General features: G+C 63.3%; 25 protein-coding genes. 19 read left to right on the plus strand and 6 right to left on the minus strand.

From position 1 onward, the window contains the following. Positions 1–123: 123 nt before the first annotated feature. The 3 genes from JN279_RS15185 to JN279_RS15195 all read left to right on the plus strand — a co-directional run bounded on the left by JN279_RS15185 (position 124) and on the right by JN279_RS15195 (position 2,245). Positions 124–1,002, plus strand: coding sequence for an AraC family transcriptional regulator (locus JN279_RS15185; RefSeq protein ID WP_202353200.1), 879 nt, complete (start codon positions 124–126; stop codon positions 1,000–1,002). A gap of 258 nt (positions 1,003–1,260) precedes the next feature. Then, positions 1,261–1,575: a GYD domain-containing protein gene (locus tag JN279_RS15190; RefSeq protein ID WP_095200474.1), complete on the plus strand. Its 315-nt coding sequence runs from the start codon at positions 1,261–1,263 to the stop codon at positions 1,573–1,575. 172 nt (positions 1,576–1,747) lie between these two features. Further along, positions 1,748–2,245, plus strand: a complete 498-nt coding sequence (locus JN279_RS15195; protein WP_096448572.1) for a GAF domain-containing protein — start codon at positions 1,748–1,750, stop codon at positions 2,243–2,245. A 215-nt stretch (positions 2,246–2,460) separates the two neighbouring features. On the opposite strand, the gene JN279_RS15200 is transcribed toward JN279_RS15195, so the two are convergent. The 4 genes from JN279_RS15200 to JN279_RS15215 all read right to left on the minus strand — a co-directional run bounded on the left by JN279_RS15200 (position 2,461) and on the right by JN279_RS15215 (position 6,463). Continuing rightward, on the minus strand, positions 2,461–3,510 hold the full coding sequence (locus JN279_RS15200) for an alpha/beta hydrolase family protein (RefSeq protein WP_096448570.1): 1,050 nt from the start codon (positions 3,508–3,510) through the stop codon (positions 2,461–2,463). A 204-nt stretch (positions 3,511–3,714) separates the two neighbouring features. Continuing rightward, positions 3,715–4,779: a YeiH family protein gene (locus JN279_RS15205; protein WP_202353201.1), complete on the minus strand. Its 1,065-nt coding sequence runs from the start codon at positions 4,777–4,779 to the stop codon at positions 3,715–3,717. Positions 4,780–5,123: 344 nt separating this feature from the next. Further along, positions 5,124–5,501, minus strand: coding sequence for an ester cyclase (locus JN279_RS15210; protein ID WP_202353202.1), 378 nt, complete (start codon positions 5,499–5,501; stop codon positions 5,124–5,126). Between the two features lie 68 nt (positions 5,502–5,569). Continuing rightward, positions 5,570–6,463: a LysR family transcriptional regulator gene (locus JN279_RS15215; RefSeq protein ID WP_096448566.1), complete on the minus strand. Its 894-nt coding sequence runs from the start codon at positions 6,461–6,463 to the stop codon at positions 5,570–5,572. 152 nt (positions 6,464–6,615) lie between these two features. Between JN279_RS15215 and JN279_RS15220 the strand changes: the two genes are divergently transcribed. The 8 genes from JN279_RS15220 to JN279_RS15255 all read left to right on the plus strand — a co-directional run bounded on the left by JN279_RS15220 (position 6,616) and on the right by JN279_RS15255 (position 12,913). Continuing rightward, positions 6,616–7,068 (plus strand): (R)-mandelonitrile lyase, encoded by a 453-nt coding sequence (locus JN279_RS15220; protein WP_096457625.1) that lies wholly within the window; start codon positions 6,616–6,618, stop codon positions 7,066–7,068. Beyond that, a complete protein-coding gene (locus JN279_RS15225) occupies positions 7,065–7,403 on the plus strand; it encodes a carboxymuconolactone decarboxylase family protein (RefSeq protein ID WP_096448564.1) in 339 nt (112 codons plus the stop codon). Before JN279_RS15220 ends, JN279_RS15225 begins: the two co-directional genes overlap by 4 nt. Positions 7,404–7,407: 4 nt before the next feature. Continuing rightward, the gene (locus JN279_RS15230; RefSeq protein WP_096448562.1) at positions 7,408–7,782 is read left to right on the plus strand and encodes a DUF2255 family protein; all 375 of its coding nucleotides are present in this window, start codon (positions 7,408–7,410) and stop codon (positions 7,780–7,782) included. Between the two features lies 1 nt (position 7,783). Next, positions 7,784–8,773, plus strand: coding sequence for an aldo/keto reductase (locus tag JN279_RS15235; protein ID WP_096448560.1), 990 nt, complete (start codon positions 7,784–7,786; stop codon positions 8,771–8,773). Positions 8,774–9,382: 609 nt separating this feature from the next. Then, entirely contained in the window at positions 9,383–9,850 is a 468-nt protein-coding gene (locus tag JN279_RS15240; RefSeq protein WP_202353203.1) for a GNAT family N-acetyltransferase, read from the plus strand. A gap of 23 nt (positions 9,851–9,873) precedes the next feature. After that, on the plus strand, positions 9,874–10,260 hold the full coding sequence (locus tag JN279_RS15245; protein ID WP_096448557.1) for an ACT domain-containing protein: 387 nt from the start codon (positions 9,874–9,876) through the stop codon (positions 10,258–10,260). A 171-nt stretch (positions 10,261–10,431) separates the two neighbouring features. Further along, on the plus strand, positions 10,432–11,865 hold the full coding sequence (locus JN279_RS15250) for an aldehyde dehydrogenase family protein (RefSeq protein ID WP_202353204.1): 1,434 nt from the start codon (positions 10,432–10,434) through the stop codon (positions 11,863–11,865). An 88-nt stretch (positions 11,866–11,953) separates the two neighbouring features. After that, the gene (locus JN279_RS15255) at positions 11,954–12,913 is read left to right on the plus strand and encodes an IS5 family transposase (protein ID WP_096447906.1); all 960 of its coding nucleotides are present in this window, start codon (positions 11,954–11,956) and stop codon (positions 12,911–12,913) included. A 191-nt stretch (positions 12,914–13,104) separates the two neighbouring features. Here the strand turns inward: JN279_RS15255 and JN279_RS15260 are convergent, their stop codons facing one another. Next, positions 13,105–14,028: an IS110 family transposase gene (locus tag JN279_RS15260; RefSeq protein WP_342216375.1), complete on the minus strand. Its 924-nt coding sequence runs from the start codon at positions 14,026–14,028 to the stop codon at positions 13,105–13,107. 413 nt (positions 14,029–14,441) lie between these two features. Between JN279_RS15260 and JN279_RS15265 the strand changes: the two genes are divergently transcribed. From JN279_RS15265 to JN279_RS15300, 8 genes are all read left to right on the plus strand, one after another. Continuing rightward, the gene (locus tag JN279_RS15265) at positions 14,442–14,852 is read left to right on the plus strand and encodes an MbcA/ParS/Xre antitoxin family protein (protein ID WP_140611808.1); all 411 of its coding nucleotides are present in this window, start codon (positions 14,442–14,444) and stop codon (positions 14,850–14,852) included. After that, the gene (locus tag JN279_RS15270; RefSeq protein WP_096448549.1) at positions 14,846–15,544 is read left to right on the plus strand and encodes an RES family NAD+ phosphorylase; all 699 of its coding nucleotides are present in this window, start codon (positions 14,846–14,848) and stop codon (positions 15,542–15,544) included. The genes JN279_RS15265 and JN279_RS15270 overlap by 7 nt, the downstream gene beginning before the upstream one ends. A 166-nt stretch (positions 15,545–15,710) precedes the next feature. Then, positions 15,711–17,216, plus strand: coding sequence for a tetratricopeptide repeat protein (locus JN279_RS15275; protein ID WP_202353206.1), 1,506 nt, complete (start codon positions 15,711–15,713; stop codon positions 17,214–17,216). A gap of 186 nt (positions 17,217–17,402) precedes the next feature. Beyond that, on the plus strand, positions 17,403–17,693 hold the full coding sequence (locus tag JN279_RS15280) for an ArsR/SmtB family transcription factor (RefSeq protein WP_032931173.1): 291 nt from the start codon (positions 17,403–17,405) through the stop codon (positions 17,691–17,693). A gap of 44 nt (positions 17,694–17,737) precedes the next feature. Then, the gene (locus JN279_RS15285) at positions 17,738–18,853 is read left to right on the plus strand and encodes an alkene reductase (protein ID WP_202353207.1); all 1,116 of its coding nucleotides are present in this window, start codon (positions 17,738–17,740) and stop codon (positions 18,851–18,853) included. 263 nt (positions 18,854–19,116) lie between these two features. Next, complete coding sequence (locus JN279_RS15290) at positions 19,117–21,171, plus strand: tetratricopeptide repeat protein (RefSeq protein ID WP_202353208.1); 2,055 nt, start codon at positions 19,117–19,119, stop codon at positions 21,169–21,171. Next, positions 21,168–22,823, plus strand: coding sequence for a tetratricopeptide repeat protein (locus JN279_RS15295; protein ID WP_202353209.1), 1,656 nt, complete (start codon positions 21,168–21,170; stop codon positions 22,821–22,823). Before JN279_RS15290 ends, JN279_RS15295 begins: the two co-directional genes overlap by 4 nt. 54 nt (positions 22,824–22,877) lie before the next feature. Next, positions 22,878–23,282, plus strand: a complete 405-nt coding sequence (locus JN279_RS15300; protein WP_202353210.1) for a DUF6314 family protein — start codon at positions 22,878–22,880, stop codon at positions 23,280–23,282. Here JN279_RS15300 and JN279_RS15305 read toward each other — a convergent pair. Beyond that, complete coding sequence (locus JN279_RS15305; protein ID WP_274608699.1) at positions 23,272–24,045, minus strand: amino acid ABC transporter ATP-binding protein; 774 nt, start codon at positions 24,043–24,045, stop codon at positions 23,272–23,274. The genes JN279_RS15300 and JN279_RS15305 overlap by 11 nt on opposite strands. Positions 24,046–24,054: the final 9 nt, after the last annotated feature.

The raw sequence follows: 24,054 nt of genomic DNA on the forward strand, positions 1-24,054 counted from the left end.
CATTCAGCACGCGCTTGTTAGAGGCCGCTGACGGGCACCGGTCGATCCCGTGTCAAACCGCAAGATCGGTCGAGCGCGACATGTGGGGCAGCGCCTATCTGGTGTTGCCACGGAGAAGAGACGTTGAAGGCGGCGCTTGAAAACTACCATGCCAGGATGCAGCGGGTGCTGGACTACATAGACCAGCATCTGGATGGCGATCTGGATCTGGAAGCCTTGAGTGGCGTCGCGGCGTTCTCGAAATATCATTTCCACCGGCAGTTCACGTCAACCTTCGGGGTGTCCGTGCATCGCTATGTCCAACTCGCCCGCCTGAAGCGCGCTTCGTACAGGCTTGCGGGGAACGAAAGCGTCACGGATATAGCGATGGATGCCGGTTACGACGCACCGGATGCCTTTGCCCGCGCCTTTCGGCAACGGTTCGGGCAATCGCCTTCGTCGTTCCGGAAATCTCCCGACTGGGGGGCGTGGCTCATGGCTTTCGGGCCTTTCGACAAAGCAAGGAACACGCTCATGCAGATAATCTTCGAACACGACGACGTGACGATCCGCGAAGTGCCGCCCACACCGGTGGCGATCATGGAGCATCGGGGTGACCGGGCAACGCTCGGCGCCACCATCCAGCGGTTCATCGCCTGGCGCAAGGAAGCGGGCCTGTCGCCCGAGACAAGCCCGACCTTCAACATCTTCCGCTCCGAAAGGGAGCCCGCGATCCCTGCCGATTACAGCATGGACATTTGTGTCGGAACCGATCGGCCGATCGATCCGAATGACGGGCAGATGAAGGCCGGCGTGATCCCCGGCGGACGCTGCGCGGTGCTGCGCTACCCCGGCAACACCAACAATCTCGAGCCCGCGGCACTTTACCTCTATCGTGAATGGCTTCCGGTCAGCGGCGAGGAAGTGCGCGACTTTCCGGTTTATTGCCAACGACAGCTATCCCGCCTCCCGGACGGGCCGATCCACGAAGTGGTCGTTGAGCTTTTTCTGCCGCTGAAATAGCTCCAGCACCACATGGCGGGTCAGCGGCGCGAGTTCGATGTCGCGGGCCGAGCCGGGATCGAGCCAGACACCTTCCTGTCGGCAGTATCGGCCTGTCCGGTATTGTCATTATATTAGCTGAAGCGCATATTCATCGGGCAGTGGGCCCTTGGCCGCCAACGCGTCCAAGGGCGCCTGCAATTGTTCCGAAAAATAAATCACTCCGTGCCGCTCGAATTATGGAGCGGCACGAGACAATGACATTTGGAGGAAATACCCATGAAAGTGACGATCTTGGCAAACTATGCGCCTCATGCCGCCAAAGGATTGATGCAAGGCTCGGACAGGCAGGCTGCGGTCAAGGCGCTTTTTGAAAGCGTTGGCGGCAAGGTGACCAGCGTTATGTTCACGCGCGGCATCTATGACGTCGTTGTCAATGGCGAGGTGCCGGACCAGTCAGCGGGGATTGGCATGTCCCTTGCGGTGCGGGCGAGCGGCTCGCTGACCGAGATGGTTGTGCTGGAAGAACTCGACATGAAGGCGGTGCTCGCGGCCGCCAACAAGGCTGCCGGCGCTTACAAACCCGCCGGCTGATGGACTTGCCTTCCTGATCAAGGCAGCACGGTTCGATGCCGTGCTGCCGAATGCCGGACAGGGCATCTTCTTCCGGCTTTCCCGGCGACTGGAATTCACGCTAATGTCGTGTGGTGGTCGTTTGGTGCAGCTTGCGGAAACGGAACCGCGATTCTCAGTTCGGAGACAAGCCATGTTCGCGGCCAAGGCCATCGATACGTCAGACAAGGCCGCGTTCTATCGCGACCTCGCCGCTCAGCTGAAAGCGCTGCTCGAAGGCGAAAGCGACTCGATCGCCAATGCCGCCAACACCGCGGCGCTGATCTTCCAGATGGTGCCCGACCTCAACTGGGCCGGCTTCTATTTCCTCGCCTCGGACGAGGAGCTGGTGCTGGGGCCCTTCCAGGGCAAGCCGGCCTGCGTGCGCATCGCCGTCGGCAAGGGCGTGTGCGGAACGGCGGTTCAACTCGGCACCTCGATGCTGATCAAGGATGTGCATGATTTTCCCGGTCACATCGCCTGCGATGCCGATTCGCGCTCGGAACTGGTGGTGCTGCTCGAAGACGATGAAGGCGTTTTCGGCGTGCTCGACCTCGACAGCCCGCTGCCCGGCCGGTTCGACCAGGCCGACCAGGCGGGTATCGAGACGCTGGCGGCGATCTATGCGGCTGCGAGCTCGTTCGAGGACTGAGCGCTCGTCACTGGATAAGCGCCGAGTTCTACGGCGCCCCCCTCTGTCCTGCCGGACATCTCCCCCACGGGTGGGGAGATTGGCAGCTTTGGCGCCGGCTCTCCTCCTGCAACGTCGAAGATTGGCGAAGGCAGTGGTGACATCCAATCTCCCCCCTTGTGGGGGAGATGTCCGGCAGGACAGAGGGGGGCGTCGTAGAGCGCTACCTCGCAAGCTTATCGTCCCGCCTTCAGCGCGCGCGTGAAAGCCGCAGTCGCCATCTCTATCAGCTGCGCATGAATCTCCCCGCGTGATCGCCCACCCCCATCATCGCACACCGGATCGCCGATCTCTTCGGACACGACAATCTCCGCCGCGCCTGGCTTGCACTCACCGAACATGCTGTAGTGGCTGGCATCCTCGATCGTGGCGTAGCTCGCATTTGCAATCGCCTTCGCGATGCCGGAAGCATCGGCGGTCGCGGGGATCTTTCCTGGCTGGCCGAGATTGACGATGGCGAGCGGGATCCCGATGCCGGCGAAGCTTCTGGCGTCAAGGACATCGACCGGGGCGGGATCGATCGCCATGGCGAAGCGGATGCGCTCGTCTGTGTTGTCGCGGCTGGCGGGCTGCAGATCCATGGCGTGGAGATCGACGCCGCTTTGCCTGACCCACTGGCAAAGCGATGCGTTGAGCGCGTCCGTATCGCAATAGGCCGCCAGCCGTTCGGGGTCGACGCGGGCGCCGGCGATCGCCAGTGCCGTGTTGCCGCCCATGGAAAGACCGAGAACGCCGATTTTGCCTTGCTCGAAATGATCGCCGAAGAACGTGTCCTTGCCGATCGCGTCCAGTGTCGCCGTGAGATCGGCGGGGCGCAACCAGAGTTTCATCGTCTCGGCGGCGGATCTGTTTTTCCCGCCATTTCCGGGGTGCGTCGGGGCGGCAACGACGAAGCCTTGCCTGGCCAAAGGCGTTGCAATCCAGCTCAGCGCTTGCGGCGTCCCCGCCAGGCCGGCGCCGTGCGACAGCAGGATCAGCGGGAATTTTCCGCCTGATATCGGCGCATCGCGCATGGCCGATGTGCCGACGAACAGCTCGCTGTCGCCAAGGTTGACCGCCTCGCCACCTGGTTCCGCCGGATACCAGACAGTCACGTCGAGATCCGTGCCGCGTTCCCTGGACGGGGCGGCGAAGTGGCGAACGCCGACGGTGTCGCCGGCAATGCTCGCGTTCAACATCAGCATCGTCGAAACGAGAATTGTGCAAAGCGTGGTCCAGAATTTCATTGAGATCTCCGTTGCCGAACGCGTGCGCCAAGGCTGGGGCTGGAGGTCTGGCTTTCCTCCAATTGGCGGTTCGGTTGCTGTGTTCATGCCGCGATATCGGCGGATACGAACGCAGAGGGAGACCTCGATCATGATCGAGGACGTGCTTGATCGCGATTGAGGACCGGCGCCGACGGCGTTGCCGTGGAGCGCTGCTTGCGAGCCTTAAGCGAACTTCACCAGCATCAAGCTAAAGCAGCCGATGAACAGGAAGGCGGAGAAGGCGAGCGCCAGCGGGCGCAGGCCGCGCGAGCGCAGCTGCGAAATGTCGGCCTGCAAGCCCATGGCGGCGAGCCCCATGGTCAGCATGATGGTGGTGGCGAGCGCCATGGCCGCCTTCACTTCGGCGGGCACGGTGACCAGGCTGTTCAGCACCACGACGGCGACGAAAGCGGCGACGAACCACGGCATGGGCGGCCGCGCGGTCTGCTGGTCGCCGCTCATCTTGCGACGCGCCATCAGGCCGAGCGCGATGACCATCGGCGCCAGCATGGCGACGCGGGTCAGCTTGGCCACGGTGGCGATCTCGCCGGACTGGGTGCCGTTCTGGAAGCCGGCGCCGATGACTTGCGCCACCTCATGGATCGAGGCGCCGGCCCACAGGCCGAAAGCGTGCTGGTCGAGGCCGAGCACCGGCGCCAGCAGCGGGAAGCCGAGCATGGCGACGGTGCCGAACAGGGTGATCGAGGCGACGGCATAGGTGACGTCCTCGTCGCGCGCATCGGTGACGATGTTGGTGGCGACGATGGCCGAGGCGCCGCAGATCGAAGTGCCGGCGGCAATCAGCTGCGCCAGCTTGCGGTCGACGCCGATCAGCCGGCCAAGCGTGATGGTGAAGAGAAAGGTGGCGCCAAGCGTCGCCGCGACAATGCCGACGCCGCCGGCGCCGATCGAGACGACCTGGCCGAGCGTCAGCTGGAAGCCGAGCAGCACGATGGCGAAGCGCAGCAGGCGCTTTTGCGAGAAGGCGATGCCCGCCTTGGCATGCGCCGGCGTGCCGAGCACGTTGGAATAGACCATGCCGGCGACAACGGCGAGGATCATCGGGCTGAACAGGGCAAAGCCGGAGACATTGTGCGCGGAGAAGGCCACGGCCGTGATCATTGCCACCAGCACGATGCCGGGGATGACGCCGTTCCACACCGAATCGAGCCGCTTGCGGCCAGCGGCCAGATCGGCCGGCATGAGGCTTTTCGGAATATCGTTCGCGATACGGGTGGCGGAAGACAATGCAATTCTCCAGGCGAGTACCCCTGGAGAATGCCATTCCTGAACCGATCTTTCCAACGAATTGTTTTGGTTAGAATGATCGATTTTTGCGAACGATCGGTGATTATTGCCCAGCTGGGCAACGAGGGAACGTCCGACCCCATTAGCGCCTCAAGCCGACTGGACAGGAGACAATGGCGCGCCAGACAATACTGGACCGTTGCACTCGTCGGCCACTGTAATGGCATGGATCCTAGGGCGTAGCAGTCGCGAAGCGACGTCGCGGAGACCCTAGGATCCATGCCGTGACCTCCAGGCACGCTACCGCGTTGAAAACCTAAGCAGCCGTGATGGCTCAACAGATTCTAAAGCTGCGCTTCGATCGCCGCCTTGTCGATGACCGACCAGACATTCCTGATCCGGTCGTTCAGAAATTCATAGAACACGTTCTCGCTGAACGAGACTTTGCGGCCATTGATGGGCAGGCCGAAGAAGGTTCCTTTCGGCGTGCAGTTGAACTGCAGGCGGCTGGCGATGAAGGGCGGATCGGAGATCAGCAACTGGACGTCGAAATAGAGGTCCGGGATTTCGCGAAAATCCCGCTCCAGCATGGCGCGGTAGCCTGATAGCCCGACGCGCTCACTGTTGTAGTGCACCTCGTCATGAACGAAGCGATGCAGCCGCTCCCAATCCTGGTTGTTGAGGCAGTCGATGTAGCCTCGGTAGAGGTCGGTTTCGGTCACGGCGATGGCTCCGCAAAGATCAGGCTTGATCGCGAAGATAGAACGACCGCGAATACAGTCCAGACGTTCTAGCCCCGGTAGCGCAGCGCATCGACCAGCAGCGAGAAGGCCGGCGTCGCTTGGCGGCGGCTGGGGTAATAGAGGTGGTAGCCGGGGAAGGGCGGGCACCAGTCGGCCAGCACCCGCACCAGCCGGCCGTCCGCCAGATGCGCCTTCACCTGATCCTGCGGCAGATAGGCCAGGCCAAGGCCGGCGAGCACCGCATTCATGCGCAGAGCCGCCGTGTTGAAGATCAACTGGCCCTCGACGCGCACTTTCAGTTCGCGCCCGGATTTCTCGAATTCCCAGGCATAGAGCCCGCCATAGGTCGGCAGGCGCAGATTGATGCAATTGTGAGTGGTCAGGTCCTGCGGCACGCGCGGCTTGGGGTGCCGGTCGAAATAGGCCGGCGCGCCGACCACCGCCATGCGCATGTCGGGGCCGATGCGCACCGCGATCATGTCGTGCGCCACCTGTTCGCCAAGCCGCACGCCGGCATCATAGCGCTCGGCGACAATGTCGGTCAGGCCGTAGTCGACGATGATCTCGACCCTGATGTCGGGATAGTCCGGCAAGAGCCGCGCGATCGCCGGCCACAGCACGGCGTCGGCGGCGTGCTCGCCGGCGGTGATGCGAATGGTGCCGGCGGGCTTTTCGCGCAAGGCGCTGAGCGCGGTGAGTTCGGCCTCGATCTCGTCGAGCCGTGGTCCGACCGAGCGCACCAGGCGCTCGCCGGCCTCTGTGGGCGACACGCTGCGCGTCGTGCGGGTGAGCAGGCGCACGCCGAGCCGCTCCTCCAGCGCGCGCACCGTGTGGCTGAGCGCCGATTGCGAGACGCCAAGCTGCGCCGCCGCCCTGGTGAAACTCTTCTCGCGCGCAACGGCGAGGAAGGCGGTCAGCTCGTTCAGATTGTCTCGCGGCATTGATGAGCTCTCCTCATAAGTACATGCTGGATATAGCACCTAATCCGGACCAATCGCAGGCGCTAAATAGACGCCATCACGATTGGCTGTCCGAAATCGGCGGCCCGGATGCCGGTGCCAGTGTCCTGCCCGGCGTCGACAAGGGAAAAACCATGGATATCAAGCGAAGCGGCTCGCAGCCTTCCGCAAAAGGCCCCACCGATTACTTCAGCGGTACGGTGCGCGTCGATGCGCCCTTCAAGGGCAGCGAGCCTGCCCGGGTCGGTGGCGCCACGGTGACTTTCGAGCCCGGCGCGCGCACTGCCTGGCACACGCATCCGCTCGGCCAGACGCTGATCGTGCTGTCGGGCGCCGGCCTGGTCCAGCGTGAGGGCGGGCCGATCGAACCGATCCGCCCCGGCGACATCGTCTGGTTCGCGCCCGGCGAAAAGCACTGGCATGGCGCGGCACCGACCACGGCCATGAGCCACATCGCCATTGCCGAAGCCCTCGACGGCAAGGTCGTCGACTGGATGGAGCATGTTACCGACAAACAATACGGGGTTTGGGCAAGCATCAGCGCCTTGCGCCCCGAACCGATGCCGCAACGAAGGAAAGCACCATGACCGATGCACCAGTGCCGCACAGGAATCCGTTCGCCGATATCGCACCCGCGCTCGGCAAATACACTGACGAGGTGTTGTTCGGCGATGTCTGGAAGCGGCCCGGCCTCTCGCCGCGCGACCGCAGCCTCGTCACCGTCAGCAGCCTGATCTCGACCTACCGGATCAATGAAATGCCTTTCCACATGAAGCGAGCGCTCGACAACGGCGTCACCCGCGACGAACTTATCGAAACCATCACGCATCTCGCCTTTTACGCCGGATGGCCCGTTGCAAGCACCGCGATCGGCGTTGCCCGCAAGGTCTTCGAGCAGACCGACGCCGAGAAAAAGGAATAGGAAAATGCCCTGGTCGAAGGACGAACTCGAGAGGATCGCGGCAACCGACGATCTGCATATTTCGCCTTTGCGCGATGACGGTGTGACCTTGGGCACGCCGACCTGGATCTGGTCGGTCGTTGCCGATGGCGCGCTTTATGTGCGCGGCTACAACGGCCAGCAGTCGCGCTGGTATCAGGCCGCGATCACGCAGAAGGCCGGACGCATAACTGCCGCTGGCATGACCAGGGACGTTACCTTCGAAGCAGTCGAGGGAAGCGTCAGCGCCCGCATCGATGACGCCTACCGGGCGAAATACAAAGCCAGCCCCTATCTCGCGCCGATGATCGCGGCGCGCGCCCGCGCCGCCACGGTGCGGATCACACCGAAGGAGAATTGAAATGCAAAAGCGCACACTTGGAAACAGCGGCCTCGAAGTCTCGGCCATCGGCCTTGGCTGCATGGGCATGAGCCAGTCCTACGGGCAGCCGATGGAGACGGCGGATGCCGTTCGCCTGATCCGCTCGGCGTTCGAGCGCGGCATCACCTTCTTCGACACGGCGGAGGTCTATGGACCGTTCAAGAACGAGGAGGTCGTCGGCGAGGCGCTGCAGCCCATCCGCGACCAGGTGGTGATCGCCACAAAATTCGGCATCGACATTGCCGGCACGGCCGGACATGACGGCATGGACAGTCGGCCGCAGCATATTCGCGACGTCGTCGAGGCCTCGCTCAAGCGGCTGAGGACCGACCGCATCGACCTCCTCTACCAGCACCGCGTCGATCCCGTCGTACCGATCGAAGAGGTGGCGGGCACGGTGAAGGACTTGATCAGCCAGGGCAAGGTCAAGCATTTCGGCCTCTCCGAGGCGGGCGTGCGCACCATCCGCCGCGCCCATGCGGTGCAGCCGGTCGCGGCGCTTCAAAGCGAATACTCGTTGTGGTGGCGCGAACCCGAGGAGGCGATCCTGCCGGTGCTCGAGGAACTGGGCATCGGCTTCGTGCCCTTCAGCCCGCTGGGCAAGGGTTTTCTGACCGGCGCCATCAATGCCAATACGACGTTCGACAGCAGCGACTTCCGCAACACCGTGCCGCGTTTCGCGGAGGAGGCCCGCAAGGCCAACCAGGCGCTGGTCGATGCGATCGTCGCGATCGCGGCGCAGAAGCAGGTGACCCCGGCGCAGGTCGCGCTCGCCTGGCTGCTGGCGCAAAAACCCTGGATCGTTCCGATCCCCGGCACGACCAAGCTCAATCGGCTCGAGGAGAACATCGGGTCGTCAGCTGTCGCGCTGACGGCGGACGATCTTACCGACATCGAGAGCGCGGTCTCGGCGATTGCCGTGCAGGGCGAGCGCTATTCGCCGCAACAGGCGGCACGCATCGATCGCTGAGGCGGACAGGGCCCGATGTCGCCGAGGGCTTGCACGCGCTCTACGACCGGGTGGAGATACCGGCGGATTCCTTCGCCGGGACCGTGGCGTTCGCCATGAGCCAGCCCGACGAGGTCGACATCAGATAGATCCTGTTTCGGCCGACGGCGCAGGAGTATTGAGCGCCTCCTAGGCGATTGGCGGAAGAGCACAACGCTTCGTCATCCACGGGCGGAGCAGCCGCGTAGCGGCGTCGCGGAGACCCGAGGATCCATGCCGCGACCTCAGCCGTGGAGTGCAGCGGTGCAGAATTCTGGACCGTAGTGACGCTTCAGAGTCCCGGCATGGATCCTCGGGTCTGCGCCGCGTCGCTGCGCTCCTTGCTCCGCCCGTGGATGACGAAGCGTTCGGGGGCGCCGCAAGTTTCAAACCTTGACAGCATCGTGCCACTTGCGTCAGCCTACCGTCATGTTCGCCCTCGCGCCCACCAACACCCAGCGACGCCGCCGTCCAGCACGGAGCGGCAAGCTGATTGCGCGACGACAAAACCCGGCACAATAAATCCGGTTCTTTCGTTTCCAGCCCCGCCCGCGACAACGCCGGCGGGGTTTTCATGCCTGGAGCACTGTCATGATCATCAAGTCTTCCATCCGGTTTCGGCCGGCCGAGCCCGCTGACGCCGCCGCGATCAGGGACATCGTGCGCGCGGCCTATGCCAAATGGGTGCCGGTGATCGGCCGCGAGCCGCTGCCGATGCGCGCCGATTACGACAAGGCCGTTGCCGAGCATCCGTTCGAGCTCGCCGTCGCCGACGGCCGTATCGTCGGGATGATCGAAACCATGCTGGCCGACGACCATCTGTGGATCGAGAATGTCTGCGTCGCGCCGCAGGCGCAGGGCAGGGGGATCGGCCGGCTGCTGCTGGAGCGGGCAGAGCGGAGGGCGCTCGATGCGGGCCGCCCGGAGCTGCGCCTGCTGACCAATGGCGCCTTCGAGGCCAATGTGTTGCTGTACAAAAAGCATGGTTATACGGTCGACCGGGAGGAGCCGTTCATGGGCGGCATGACGGTCTATATGAGCAAGAGATTGACGCGATAGCGGGCAAATCGGAGGCATGACGGATGGCTGCCAGGGTCAAATTGAGGCAACTTCCCGGATCGTATGCGATTTCGCGGCTCGGGGCAGGCGACAGCATTCCCGGCTGGGCGGACGGGCCAGGCTTCGTCAGCATCACCAGGACCGACGACGAGCTTTCGATCACGTGCCTGCAGGATCGCGTTCCAGGCACGGTCAAGCACGATGGCGACTGGGTCGCCTTCAAATTGCAGGGGCCCTTTGCTTTCGACGAAACCGGCATCGTGTTGTCGGTCATTCAGCCGCTGTCGGAAAACGGGCTGGGCATCTTCCTGGTGTCCACCTTCGACGGCGATCACCTGCTGGTGAAAGCGGTGGATCAGGAAGCGGCGAGACGGCATCTGGGTGAGGCGGGACACGCGCTGCTGTCATGATCCTACGCCATCGAAACGGCCAGGTTCGCTGGCCCAACGCCTCTGGCTCAATCACTGGCGCGCTGGCTCAACCATTTCGGGGGTTGCGTTTGACAGCGGCGTTTGTGCATCGTTATTTCTGACTGGATATGACGGCCGGAACGGCCATGCGGCGCCCCCAAGGAGAAAACCATGTCACACAATCTGCAGTTCTATATTGACGGCGCGTGGGTCGATCCTGTCGTGCCCAGCACGCTCGACGTCATCGATCCGTCGACCGAGGACGCCTTCGCGCAGATATCGCTCGGCTCCAAGGCCGATGTCGACAAGGCGGTGGCCGCTGCCAAACGCGCTTTCCAAACGTTCGGGTTCACCTCGGTGGAAGAGCGCCTCGATATCCTCAACCGCATCATCGCGGTCTACAAGAAGCGCTCCAAGGACCTGGCGCTCGCCGTGTCGCGCGAGATGGGCGCGCCGCGCCAGATGGCGCTCGACAGCCAGGTCGGCGTCGGCCAGGCGCATCTGGAGAAGATGGCGGAGACGCTGAAGACGTTCCAGTTCCGCCATGTCAAAGGGTCCTCGCTGATCGTCAAGGAGCCGATCGGCGTCGTCGGCCTGATCACGCCGTGGAACTGGCCGCTGAACCAGATCACCTGCAAGGTCGGCCCGGCACTCGCCGCCGGCTGCACCATGGTGCTGAAGCCGTCGGAGATCGCGCCGCTCGACGCCATCATCTTCGCCGAGATCATCGACGAGGCCGGCGTGCCGAAAGGCGTGTTCAACCTCGTCAATGGTGACGGCCCCGGCGTCGGCCAGGCGCTGTCCAGCCATCCCGATGTCGACATGATGTCGTTCACCGGCTCGACCCGGGCCGGCATATTGGTGGCCAAGGCCGCCGCCGACACGGTCAAGCGCGTGCATCAGGAACTGGGCGGCAAGTCGGCCAACATCCTGTTCCCGGATGTCGACCTCGCCCGCGCCGTCACCAAGGGCGTCGCCGGCTGCTTCGGCAACAGCGGCCAGTCCTGCAATGCGCCGACCCGCATGTTCGTGCCGCGCGACCGCCATGACGAAGCGGCGGGTTATGCCAAGGCAGCAGCGGAAAAGTTCGTGGTCGGCCCGGCCGACGGCGCCAACACCAAGCTTGGCCCGGTCGTCAGCCAGATCCAGTTCGACAAGATACAGGATTTGATCCAGGCCGGCATCGACGAGGGTGCGACGCTGGTCGCCGGCGGCCCCGGCCGCCCGGCCGAACTCAACCGCGGCTACTATGTCAGGCCGACCGTGTTCGCCGACGTCACCCACGACATGCGCATCGCGCGCGAGGAAATCTTTGGCCCGGTGCTGGCGATCCTGCCTTACGACACGGTCGAACAGGCGGTCGAGCAGGCCAACGACACCGTCTACGGCCTTGCCTCCTACATCCAGGCCAAGGACATCCAGAAGGCCCGCGACGTGGCCGCCCGCATGCGCTCCGGCAATGTCTACATCAACTACCCGACCTGGGACGCCGGCCTGCCCTTCGGCGGCTACAAGCAGTCGGGCAATGGCCGCGAATACGCCGAATACGGGCTCGAGGATTTCCTCGAGATCAAGGGCATCGCGGGGTATGAGGCGGCTGAGTAAGCGCGACGGTTTTCCTTCTCCCCTTGTGGGCCTGTTGCGTAATTGGCTGGTTGTGATTCTCTGAGACATAAGCTCGGAGGACGAACCGATGGCGGTGAAGCGGACAGGTCAGTTGAGTCTGGTGGAGGGATTTCTGGGCGACAAGCTGTCTGGTGGCTCCTCGCCGCTCGACCGGTTGTCTGGCCTTGTGAAGTGGTACCGCTTCGAGAAGCTGCTTAACCCTCTGCGCGATGGCGGACCGGGTCGGGCGGCTTGGCCGCCGCTGGTGCTGTTCAAGGCACTGCTGCTGCAATCGCTTTATGGGCTGTCGGATCGCGAACTTGAGGAGGCGCTCGGCGACCGGCTGTCGTTCCGGCGTTTTGCCGGGCTTGGGCTGGGAGAGAGCATTCCCGACCACACGGTGCTCTCGCGCTTTCGCAATCTGCTTGTCGGTGAAGGGCTGCTGGAGAAGCTGTTTGGCGAACTCGACCGGCAGCTGGAGAAGGCCGGCGTGATCCTGAAGCGCGGCACGATGCTGGATGCAACGCTGATCGATGCAGTCTCAGCGCCGCCGACAGCTGAGCGGCCTTCGAAAGATGCGGACGCCCGTGTCACCACGCGGCAGGGCAAGGGCGGTTTCACTTTTGGCTACAAGGCCCATGTCGGCGTGGATGAGGGCTCTGGCATCATCCGCACGGTGATCACCACACCGGCCAACGTCAACGACACGGTGATGGCCGATGACTTGATCCGCAGCGACGAGAAGACGGTGTGGGCCGATGCCGCCTACGACACGCACGCCCGGCGTGCCCGGCTCAAGGCCGAGGGCAAGAAGGTGCGCATCGCGCGCCGCCCCAACAAGCATCATCCGGAGCTGCCGTTGCGGCTCAAACGCTACAATCGCCTCATCGCCAGGCGTCGGGCGGCGGTGGAGACCACCTTCGCCACGCTCAAGAACCGCATGAAGCTGACCGCGATCCGCTACGTCGGACTGGCCAAGGCGTCCGCCCAAGTGACGATGGCGGCGATCGCCTTCAACATGCGCCGATGGGCCGCCATCACGGGATAGGTGCGCCTGCAGTCCGGCCGTACGGGCCGAACCGCCACCTCAACCCCTCAAAACCAGACTCCAATCCACAAGCGCAAGCAACAACCCGCTGCATTCCACTCCCGTCCGCGCACTCCCGAAACTGCGCAACAGGCCCCTTGTGGGAGAAGGTGGATCGGCGTGCAGCGACGAGACGGATGAGCAACCGTGTTTCAGACGCAAGCCGGGTTCCAAGGTTTGTCGTCCCGGATCATGGCGTTGAGGGTTGTGATCAGCTTGCGCATGACGGCAACGATGGCGACCTTTGCCACCTTGCCTTTCGCTCGCAGGCGCTGGCGGAAAGCGGCGAAGACGGGATTATGCACTCCGGCGCTGAGCGCGGCCATATAGAGGACGTTGCGGACCGGCTCGCGGCCACCCCAGATACATCGCTTGCCTTTGAGCTTGCCGCTGTCGTGGTCGTAGGGGGCGAGCCCGACAAGGGCGGCAATCCGCCGGTTGGACAAGCGGCCCAGTTCAGGCAGCTGTGCGATCAGTGTGGCACTCAGGACCGGGCCGACACTGGGAGTTGAACGCAGCAGGCGGTCGCGCCGTGCCAGGGCATGGTCGGCCGCGATGGCTTGGGCGATGCGTTTGTCGAGCAACAGGATGTCGGCACTGAGCCGGGTCGCTCGCCGCTTGGCCAGGCGCTTGAGAGCGGCATCGCGCACGTGTTCGAGCTGGTTGTTGACACGGCTGAGCTCGGCTTGGAGCTGGCGCCGCGCGGTGACCAGTTCGATCACCAACTCCAGACTTGGATCAAACTCCACCGGATGCACCGGCAACGTCGCAAGGAAACGGGCGATCACACGTGCATCGAGGCGATCGTTCTTGGCGTTGACGCCGGCCGCCCGTGCGAATTGGCGCAGCCTGTGCGGATTGATGCGACGCACCGGCAGGCCTTTCTGCCACAGCGCCTTGAGCACAGCCCGCTCATAGCCGCCGCTCGCCTCAAGGCCGACGGCGGCGATCGCCCGACCCGACAGACGCTCGACCAATGCCGCATAACCGGCTTCGTCATTGTCGACTGCGAACAACTCCCCTGTTTCCCGAATGGCCACGTCCAGTCGCTCCTTGGCCCACATCGATGCCGACATGCAGTGCAATTTGTGTCATCTTCTGATCCCTTCCTTGCTGGTGCGGGGTCGAACCCTAGCAACCGTTCGGGCTGTGGAAGATGCGGTCGGAGTTCCTTGCTCATCCACGGGCTTATGCCAAGGGGTGTACGGGCTTCCGCCGCAACGGGTGATCCGGTCATGACCCGGGTCACCCGTCAGCCCGATCCTGCATGATTCGAGAGACACAAGGGGTGCTCCAGCTTGGCGGAACCTCAAGCCTTGCGCCAACACGAAGTCGCCAACGCCTCACTTCGCTGGAACAGCCTCATCCGTCTCGGCGCTACGCGCCGATCCACCTTCCCCCACAAGGGGGAAGGTGGATCGCCTCTCGCCTCATCCTTGCCAATTGGCAAATCCATGCTATATCTCTGCCAATAGCAGAGGTGAGCAAAATGCAGCTTCAGTCCATCGTCACGACACCGGCGACCGTCGGGTCAGCCATTTCGGATGAAGAGGCCGGGGCGCTGGCGCGCACCACGGTCAATCTGTTCAAGGCGTGGAACCTGACCGATCTGGAGGCCTGCATCCTGCTTGGCGGCATGTCGGCGCGCACCTGGGCACGTTGGAAGGAGGGCGGCATCGGCCGGATCGACCGCGATTTGCGCACCCGCATGGCGCATCTGATGGGCATCCACAAAGGCCTGCGCTATCTCTTCACCGAGCCGGCGCGCGGCTATGCCTGGATCCGCAAGCCCAATGCCACGTTCGGCGGCCAGTCGGCGCTCGACCTGATGCTGCGCGGCGAAATCTCGGATCTCGCCGCGATGCGCGAATGGCTCGATGCGGAGCGTGGTGCATGGTGAGTGGGCTTGCGGTCCGGCGCCGCGTCCACTGGCCTCAGACCTATCGCATCATCCGCTCCATCCATCCGCCGATCGACCTGTTCGAGGACATTGCCGATCCGCGCGACTGGGAGGCGCTGGCCTCGGTCGAGGAGAAGACCAATCCACGCATCCGGCTGGAGATCGGCGACCTCGGCAAGGTCGCGGCGGCAAGGCGGGTGTCCGGCCCCGGCGCCAGCTTCGTCATGGCGCCCTTCGTGCATTGTTCGACGCTGCGGCCCGGCCGTTTTTCCGATGGCAGCTACGGCCTCTATTATGCCGGCGACAGCGAGGACGTGGCGCTCGCCGAAACCATCCACCACCACCAGAACTTCATGCGTGCCACCAGCGAGGATCCGGGCTGGACGGCTGACTTCCGCGTGCTGATCGGCAGCGTCGACCGCGACCTCGAGGACGTCAACGCCGTGCCCGGCGTGCTCGACCCCGATGATTACACCGCCTCGCAGGCGGAAGGGCGGGCACTTCGTGCCGCCGGCAGCGACGGGTTGTTGTGGAACAGCGTGCGCATGCCGGGGGGACAATGCATCGGCATCTTCTGGCCCGACGTCATCCCCGTGCCGGTGCAGGGTCGGCACTACTCCTATCACTGGGATGGCAGCCATGTGGATTTCGTGCGCCAGCACGATACCGGCAAGGTGCTGGCGGTCGTGTGACTGCGGCCAGGGGAATTCTGGTTCCGCGAGAGAGTGTGGAACAGGTCCAGGTCGTCATCCGGCAAATAGTCGCCAGTATGAACCCAGTAAAAATCGAACAATCGGTTTGCACCGGTATTAACTTGGCGTGATGCATTCTTGCCGCGTAGAAATCGGTGAGAACGACATGAGATTTGCCACAGTCAAAGCGTGGACTGCCGTTTTTCTGGTCCTGATGCTGGGTGCTCAATTGGGCGCCGCACGGGCAGCAGAGCCCTGGCGGGAAAAGCTCAACGAGCCGGATCAGCAAAAATTCATGCAGCTGATCAGCGCGGTCGACGGCTGGACAGCTGCAAACGACCAGAAGATCAGAGCCGAAATTCAGGCCTTCGTCGCCGCACACCCGGATTTCGTTCCCGCGCAGGTTGAAGCGATCCGGGCAAAGTGGCTGAGTGTAGCCGCCTATATGGGGATGGCGCTCGCGAGCAAATCCTTCTTCATCATGTTCGAGGAACTGGAGAAGCTCGATCCGTCCTATCAACCGGCCTACATCTACGGCGCTCGCACCTATATCTATTCCGGCTATCCGGCGGGAGCGCGAAAGCAACTCGAGAAGGCGCAGGCCCTGGACGCCGCGGACCCCTGGGCCGACATCACCTGGTCGCTGATGTTCGAACGGCTGGGCCACCGCGAGGAGGCGCTGACATGGGCAAGGACGGCGCTGCCCAAGACGGTCGGAAAGACCAGCGCGATGGCCGAAGCAATCCTGGCGATCACCAAACTGCAGGGGGCCTCCAACCACGACGCCGCGGTCGCCCTGGCCGATCAGGTATACGCACTCGAACCAGGCATGGGCAAACTCACCGAGGTCATCCACGCGTGCCTGTCAGGCTATCTATACCAGGCGGGTCTCCTGGACGTGCTGACGGAGGTGACCCAGCGAATTGAAGCCAAACAGCCGCCTTCAAACGCACTCTTGTACGAAACCGCTCGCCTCAAGCTGGCAGATGGATATCTGTACGATTGGGGCATCCGGCCCCAGTTTCGGCCCGAATACGCCGCCGCCGCGATCGTCATCCTCGACAAGATCAGGGATGATCCGCAACAGGCCGCGTCCGTGTGGCAGATGCGCTTCAGATTGGCTCTTAGCCTCGGTGACGTTGCGGTCATGTCGCAGCTTCTCGAGGAGGGCGGCCTCAAGGGCTACGACGTCACGTTGATGGGCCATCGCGAAGCGCAAATGTTGGTCGTGCAGGGCCGCTACGGTGACGTCATGGACCTTTACCACAGGCGGCATCTTCCTGAAGACAATCTGTTGGCAATGGCCTACGAGATGGGAGGCGACCATACCGTGGCCGACCGGATTTACCTCCGCGCCTTGGAGGAGGATCCGAACTCGGGCACCATGAATGCCACTTATGCCAGGCTAAGATTGTTTCGCGATCGCGACGTCGATGGCGCTATCAAATATGGAGAGAAAGCCTATTCGCTTTTGCCATCCCCCTTCAACCGTTCGCTGGTGACGATCGCCTGGCTGGTCAGGTCCTCCGACTACCTGAAGGTTCACAAGCTCAAGGAGGCGAAAGAAGCGTTCGCCCGCGCCCGCGAAGTCGGCATGGACCCCGCTTACATCCAAGCCCTCTGTAGCAATCTGTGCAACGACATCAATCTGCCGCTGTACGAATTTCGGTAGCCGCACCGTCGTCGTGCACCCAGCACCGCGAGGCGGCACAGGCTTCCGCAGCCCGGGGCATTGATTCCGGCACCGTGCCATAGGGGACAGCGGCTTTTCTCCGATCGCCCGCAAAAATGGCATGGATTTCCTGCCATATCGTCTTCACCCGATCTATATATCGGTGGAGATCGATGCGAGGTGAAGATGGACCGCGACATCATATTGAAGGCACTGGCGCATCCGTTTCGACGCGATGTCTTGGCGTGGCTGAAGGAGCCTGAACAGCACTTCGCCGCGCAAGCGCATCCGCTCGAAATGGGCGTCTGCGCCAGCCAGTTCGACCATCGCGGCCTGGCGCAGTCCAGTGTTTCGGCACATCTGGCGACGCTGGCGTCGGCCGACCTGGTGACGACGCGGCGGGTCGGCCAATGGGTGTTCTACAAGCGCAATGAAGAAACCATCGCCGCCTTCCAGGCCGCCTTGTCCGATCTCTGACGATCCTCCCCATCCTCCCCCCGAATGCATGAAAGGCATTTCTCATGGCTACCCTTTTTGATCCCTTGCGGGCCGGCGATCTCGCGCTGGCGAACCGCATCGTCATGGCGCCGCTGACGCGCAATCGCTCGCCCAACGCGGTGCCCGGCGACCTCTCCGTGACCTATTACAGCCAGCGCGCGACGGCTGGTCTTATCGTGACCGAGGCCACCGCCATCAGCCATCAGGGCCAGGGCTACGCCAACGTGCCCGGCCTTTATGGCGAAGATCAACTGGCCGGCTGGAAGCGCGTCACCGACGCCGTTCACAAGGGCGGCGGCAAGATCGTGGTGCAGCTCTGGCACGTCGGACGCATCTCGCACACCACGCTGCAGCCCGGCGGCGGCAAGCCGGTGGCGCCGTCGGCGATCAGGGCAAACTCCAAGACTTTCCTGGTCAAGCCGGATGGCAGCGGCGAGTTCGCCGAGACCTCCGAGCCGCGCGCGCTCGATGCGGCCGAACTTCCCGGCATCGTCGAGGATTTCCGCCGCGCCGCCAAGGCGGCGATCGAGGTGGCGGGTTTCGACGGCGTCGAGATCCATGGCGCCAATGGCTATCTCATCGACCAGTTCCTGCGCTCGGGCACCAATCATCGCACCGATGAGTATGGCGGCTCGATCGAGAACCGGACGCGCTTCCTGTTCGAGGTGGTCGACGCGGTCACCGGCGCCGTCGGCGCCGGCAGGACCGGGATCAGGCTGTCGCCGGTGACGCCCGCCAACGACACTTCGGATGCCGATCCGCAGCCGTTGTTCAACCATGTGGTGGCGGGTCTGGGCAGCCGCGGCCTGGCATACGTCCATATCGTCGAAGGCGCGACTGGCGGCGCGCGCGACTTCAGCCAGGGCGACAGGCCGTTCGACTACGAAGAACTGAAGGCCACTTATCGCAAGGCCGGTGGACATGGCGCCTGGCTGGTGAACAATGGCTATGACAAGGAACTGGCCGAAAAGGCGGTCGGGGACGGCTATGCCGACCTTGTCGCGTTCGGCAAGCTGTTCATCGCCAATCCCGACCTCGTCAGCCGGCTGAAGCGCAATGCCGGACTGAACGATCCGGACAAGGCGACGTTCTATGGCGGCGACGCCAAGGGTTACACGGATTATCCGACGGCGGCCTGAGCCGCTCTCCCAGACGATCTGCTCTTACGCCTCCTCATAAGGCAACCGGCTCCCCATGGGAGCCGGTCAGCCATCGCGCTATGCGCGGTCGGATGAACATCTGGCCGGGACGCACGGGCGTGGAACCGGGGCTGGCTGAGCGGATTTCTTTTTTGCGGCGACTTGCGGCGATCAAGAATTTGCCTGATCAAGTCGGCACAAGGTCAACAACCGCCAGACGTGGTCCAGATTCCACTGACATGATGCTTCATGGATTTTTGCGATTGATTTCGGGGGCGCGGCGGAGTTTTGCCGGTCTCGCCATCCTGCTCGCACTCGGTGTTCCCTCCCTGGCTGGAAGCCTTGAGGATTGCGCCAATGACAAGCTTGACATCGCCAAGCGGATTGTTGCGTGCAAGAGCGCCATCGAGGACAAGGCGACGACTTCAAGCAATCGAGCGCTCGCCTTTTTCAACCGCGCCAACGCATTGGCGGATATGGGCGCGTATGATCTTGCCATTGCAGATTACGGCGAGGCGATCAGCCTTGATCCGAAAGACGCCGACGCCTTCAACAACCGTGGGCTGGCCTGGGGCCAGAAGAATGACTACGACCGCGCCATGGCCGATTACGGCCAGGCCATCAGCCTCAATCCGCAACTCGCTGTCGCCTACGGCAACCGGGGCATGATCTGGAACGACATCAAGCGCGACTACGTCAAGGCCATCGCGGATCTTGACAAGGCGATCAGCCTCGACCCGGCAAACAGCGCCGCCTACAACAACCGCGGCAATGCCTTTCTGCGCACCGGCGACTACGACCAGGCCATCACCAGCTACAGCCAGGCGATCTTTCTCGATCCGCAAGATCCCGATCAATATTTCAACCTTGGGCTTGCCTGGGCCTACAAGGGCAATGACGAGCGCGCCATCGCCGACTATGGCCAGGCGATCAGCCTCGACCCGAAGCATGTCAATGCCTGGCACCGGCGTGGCGATGCCTGGGCCAGGAAGGGTGACACCGATCGCGCCATATCGGACTATGACGAGGCCATCAGGCTCGATCCCAGGGATGGCGAGAGCCTTCGCAATCGCGGCGACGTCTGGCGCGGCAAGAAGGATTACGATCGTGCCATCGCCGATTACGGGCAAGCCATCGACGTCAATCCCCGAGATGCGGTGGCCTATAACGATCGCGGCTGGACGTGGTCGCTGAAGAACGATGCCGACCGCGCCATAGCGGATCTCGACAAGGCGGTCGGCATCGATCCCAATTACGCCAGGGCCTATAACAATCGCGGCCTGATCTGGGCTGACAAGGGTGACCTCGACCGGGCGATCGCGGATTACGACCAGGCAGTCATCATCACGCCTGGAGACGCCTGGATCTATAACGACAGGGGTCGGGCCTGGGCATCCAAGGGCGAATATGTCCGCGCCATTTCGGACTACAACGTCGCCATCATGATAAAGCCCGATTTCGCCAGTGCTTTCAGGAACCGGGGCTGGGTTTTCAGCCGGCAGGCCCGCTACGACAGCGCCATCGCCGACTATGATCAGGCGATCCGCCTCAACCCACACTACGCCGCCGCCTACAGGGGCCGGGCCTGGGTGTTTGGCCGCAAAAGCCAATATGACCGCGCCATCGCCGATTACGACCAGGCGATCAGCCTCGAACCCAAATATGCCGATGCCTATAGTGGCCGAGGCCGTGTCTGGTTCTACAAGGCGGACTACGACCGCGCCATCGCGGATTGCAACCAGGCCATCAGCCTCAGTCTGAAGAATGCCGACGGCTTTGAATGCCGCGGCCTCGTGCGGCAGCACAAGGCCGACTACGACGGCGCGCTCGGCGACTATGACGAAGCCGTCCGCCTCGATCCGAAAAACCCCGATGTCTATGGCGACAGGGGCATGCTCGGCTTCTATTCCGGCTCGCCTGTCAAGGCGCAGGTCGACTTCGAACAGGCGGCGGCGCTGAAGGCCGACAATGCCTATTATGCAATGTGGCTCGACCTCGCCCGCCGCCACAATGGCCAGCCGAGCATCCTGCGCGAGGCCAGGCTCGACATGACGAAATGGCCGGCGCCGCTGGTGCGCATGCTTTTGGGCGACCAGACGCCCGAAATGGCGTTTGCCGACGCCAATGACCCCGACAGCGCGACGCGGAGCGAGCATGTCTGCGAGGCCAATATCTTCATCGCCGAATTCCAGCGGCTGCAGCACAACGACGACGAGGCCTTGCGGCTCTACCGAATGGCCCTGAGCGGCTGTCCCCGCGATTTCATGGAGTTCACCGCCGCCACCAACGCGCTGCGCGCCCTGGGCACGGCGCCGTGAGGTTCCATTGGCGTTCGTGCCTGGCCGCCGCGGCCTTGGTGTTCGCGCTCGGCACGGCGGCGACGGCCGCCGGCAAGGACCATGCCGACTGTGTCAATGAAGGGGTGGAGGCCGCCCGCAAGATTGCCGCTTGCACGGCGATCATCGAAGACAAGAGGGAGGCTTCGGACAACCGCGCCGCGGCCTATTTCAATCGCGCCGGCGCTCTCGCCAGGAGAGGCGACAATGACGATGCGTTCGCCGACTACGACAAGGCGATCGGCATCAATCCGGAGCTGTCGGCCGCCTACTATAACAACGGCATCATCCTGGTGCTCAAGGGCGACTATGATCGCGCGATAACATATCTGGACCAGGCAATCTTCCTCGATCCAGACAACGCCGAATTCTACTACAACAGAGGCGTTGCCTGGTCCTATAAGGGCAATGATGAGCGTGCGATCGCTGACTACGGTGCCGCGATCAAGCTCAATCCCGGTGATGCCAGGGCCTATCACAACCGGGGCCTGAGCTGGGCGCGCAAGGGCGATGACGAGCGCGCCATAGCCGATTACGGCCAGGCCATCTCGCTCGATCCGAAGAATGCCAGCTCATACAACAACCGGGGCGATGCCTGGGACAACAAGGGCGACGACGATCGCGCAATGGCCGACTACAACCAGGTGATTGGTCTCGATCCGAAAAATGTCCATGCCTACTATCGTCGCGGCCTGATCTGGTGGCGCAAGGGCGACGGTGGCAAGGCCATCGCGGACTACAGTCAGGTGATCAGCCTCGATCCGACAGACCCCAGCATCCGCTACAACAGAGGTCTGGCTTGGTCGCGCAAGGGCGACGGCGATCGCGCGATCGCCGATTTCGACCAAGCGATCAGCCTCGATCCCAAGATGGCGGCGGCCTACTACGACAGGGGCACCGAATGGCTTAAAAAGGGCGACAGGGACCGCGCCATCGCCGACTACAGCGAGGTCATCGCGCTCGAACCGACAAATGCCAAGGCGCTGAACGATCGGGGTTTCGTCCTGAACGAGTTGGGCGAATACGAGCGTGCGCTTGCCGATCTCAACCGCGCCATCGGTCTCGACCCGAAACAGGCAAAAATCTACTCCAATCGGGCGATCGCCCTGGCGGCGAAGGGTGATTTCGCTCCAGCCCTGGCTGACTACAACCAGGCGATCGCGCTCGATCCGAACTTTCCCAACGCTTATGCGGGCCGGGGCTTCGTGCGTTTCTATTCCGGCATGCTGGCCAAGGCGGAGCCCGATTTTGCCAAGGCGGCCGCGCTGGCGCCCGACAACGCCTATTTGGCGATCTGGCTCGACATCATCGACCGGCGCAGTGGCGGCACCAGTCATTTGCGGGAAGCCGCTGCCAAGCTCGACATGTCGAAATGGCCGGCGCCGGTGATCAAGATGCTGCTGGGGCAAAAGACATCCGCCGAGGCCCTTGCCGATGCCATCACCGGAGACCCCGTGCAAACAAGCGGGCAAGTGTGTGAGGCCAATTTCTACACCGCCGAACTCGACCGGCTGCAGGCCCGCAACAAGGAAGCAGTACGGCTTTACCGTCTCGCTGCCAGGACCTGCCCCAAGGGCTACATCGAATATCGTGGCGCCGTTGCCGGCCTGCGCGCACTGGGCATGCTGCCGTGATGTCTAGACTAAGTGTGTTGGTTGCGCTTTCTGCGCTCGCCGAGGACAGCGAAGATGAAGGCAATGGCAGACCACTTCGTCGGCGGCTGGAAAGTCCGCCGCACGATGATCGACTTCCTGACCGGCGCGACCCACCGCTTCGCCGGCGACGCCGTGGTCACGGAAAATGCCTTCACCGAGCACGGGCTCATGCGGATCGGCGCCCACGAAATGCCGGCAAGCCGGCGCTACCGGCTCGAGCCGGGCGAGGGTTCGATGCGCATCCTGCATGCCGACGGCCGCGACTTCATCGAAATCGGGCCGGAGGCGGCGCAGACCGTGCGCCATCTCTGCGGCGCCGATCTCTATGTCGGGCGTTTCTTCTTTCGCGGGGCCGACGAATGGGCCGAGGCGTGGCGGGTCAAAGGGCCGCGCAAGAATTATGCGAGCGTTGGGTGGTTTCAGCGCTTCAATGTCTGAGAATCTTGCTCAGGAAAGCGCGGCTGCGGTCGGTCTTCGGATGTGAGAAGAACTCGTCGGGCGTGCCGCTTTCGACGATGGCGCCGGCGTCCATGAACACCACGCGCTGGGCGACCTTGCGGGCAAAGCCCATCTCATGTGTCACCACCATCATGGTCATGCCTTCCTCGGCGACGGCGACCATGACGTCGAGCACCTCGGAAATCATCTCGGGGTCGAGGGCGGAGGTCGGCTCGTCGAACAGCATGATCTTGGGCCGCATGCCGAGGCAGCGCGCGATCGCCACGCGCTGCTGCTGGCCGCCGGAGAGCTGTGCCGGATAGGCATTGACCTTGTCGGCCAGCCCGACCTTGGCCAGCAATTCGCGTCCGGCCTGTTCGGCCTCGGCGCGCGGGATCTTGCGGACATGGATGGGGGCGAGCGTGACGTTTTCGAGCGCGGTCTTGTGCGGGTAGAGGTTGAAGGACTGGAAGACGAAGCCGATCTCGGTGCGCAGCTGCGTCATGTTGGTGGCGGGATCGCCAAGACGCTGGCCGTCGACGATGAGATCGCCGTCCTTGATCGTCTCCAGGCCGTTGATGCAGCGGATCAGGGTGCTCTTGCCGGAGCCGCTCGGACCGCAGACGACGACCACTTCGCGCGGCTCGACGCTGAGCGTGATGTCCTTCAAGACGTTCAGCGCGCCGAACCATTTGTTGACGCCGCGAAAGTCGATCATGCCGGTTTTGGCTGGGCCGGTTTTGGTCAGGCCTGTCTTGGTCATGCTTTCTGG

The organism is Mesorhizobium sp. 113-1-2 (genome assembly GCF_016756475.1).
GTDB lineage: Bacteria > Pseudomonadota > Alphaproteobacteria > Rhizobiales > Rhizobiaceae > Mesorhizobium > Mesorhizobium loti_C.

What these genes read in the sequence shown, in the direction of transcription:
- JN279_RS15190 (WP_095200474.1), top strand. Translation starts at nt 1,261, where the DNA reads ATGAAAGTGACGATCTTGGCAAACTATGCGCCTCATGCCGCCAAAGGA.
- JN279_RS15195 (WP_096448572.1), top strand. Translation starts at nt 1,748, where the DNA reads ATGTTCGCGGCCAAGGCCATCGATACGTCAGACAAGGCCGCGTTCTAT.
- JN279_RS15200 (WP_096448570.1), bottom strand. Translation starts at nt 3,510, where the DNA reads ATGAAATTCTGGACCACGCTTTGCACAATTCTCGTTTCGACGATGCTG.
- JN279_RS15215 (WP_096448566.1), bottom strand. Translation starts at nt 6,463, where the DNA reads ATGCCGCGAGACAATCTGAACGAGCTGACCGCCTTCCTCGCCGTTGCG.
- JN279_RS15220 (WP_096457625.1), top strand. Translation starts at nt 6,616, where the DNA reads ATGGATATCAAGCGAAGCGGCTCGCAGCCTTCCGCAAAAGGCCCCACC.
- JN279_RS15225 (WP_096448564.1), top strand. Translation starts at nt 7,065, where the DNA reads ATGACCGATGCACCAGTGCCGCACAGGAATCCGTTCGCCGATATCGCA.
- JN279_RS15230 (WP_096448562.1), top strand. Translation starts at nt 7,408, where the DNA reads ATGCCCTGGTCGAAGGACGAACTCGAGAGGATCGCGGCAACCGACGAT.
- JN279_RS15235 (WP_096448560.1), top strand. Translation starts at nt 7,784, where the DNA reads ATGCAAAAGCGCACACTTGGAAACAGCGGCCTCGAAGTCTCGGCCATC.
- JN279_RS15240 (WP_202353203.1), top strand. Translation starts at nt 9,383, where the DNA reads ATGATCATCAAGTCTTCCATCCGGTTTCGGCCGGCCGAGCCCGCTGAC.
- JN279_RS15245 (WP_096448557.1), top strand. Translation starts at nt 9,874, where the DNA reads ATGGCTGCCAGGGTCAAATTGAGGCAACTTCCCGGATCGTATGCGATT.
- JN279_RS15250 (WP_202353204.1), top strand. Translation starts at nt 10,432, where the DNA reads ATGTCACACAATCTGCAGTTCTATATTGACGGCGCGTGGGTCGATCCT.
- JN279_RS15255 (WP_096447906.1), top strand. Translation starts at nt 11,954, where the DNA reads ATGGCGGTGAAGCGGACAGGTCAGTTGAGTCTGGTGGAGGGATTTCTG.
- JN279_RS15260 (WP_342216375.1), bottom strand. Translation starts at nt 14,028, where the DNA reads ATGTCGGCATCGATGTGGGCCAAGGAGCGACTGGACGTGGCCATTCGG.
- JN279_RS15265 (WP_140611808.1), top strand. Translation starts at nt 14,442, where the DNA reads ATGCAGCTTCAGTCCATCGTCACGACACCGGCGACCGTCGGGTCAGCC.
- JN279_RS15270 (WP_096448549.1), top strand. Translation starts at nt 14,846, where the DNA reads ATGGTGAGTGGGCTTGCGGTCCGGCGCCGCGTCCACTGGCCTCAGACC.
- JN279_RS15275 (WP_202353206.1), top strand. Translation starts at nt 15,711, where the DNA reads ATGAGATTTGCCACAGTCAAAGCGTGGACTGCCGTTTTTCTGGTCCTG.
- JN279_RS15280 (WP_032931173.1), top strand. Translation starts at nt 17,403, where the DNA reads ATGGACCGCGACATCATATTGAAGGCACTGGCGCATCCGTTTCGACGC.
- JN279_RS15285 (WP_202353207.1), top strand. Translation starts at nt 17,738, where the DNA reads ATGGCTACCCTTTTTGATCCCTTGCGGGCCGGCGATCTCGCGCTGGCG.
- JN279_RS15300 (WP_202353210.1), top strand. Translation starts at nt 22,878, where the DNA reads ATGAAGGCAATGGCAGACCACTTCGTCGGCGGCTGGAAAGTCCGCCGC.
- JN279_RS15305 (WP_274608699.1), bottom strand. Translation starts at nt 24,045, where the DNA reads ATGACCAAGACAGGCCTGACCAAAACCGGCCCAGCCAAAACCGGCATG.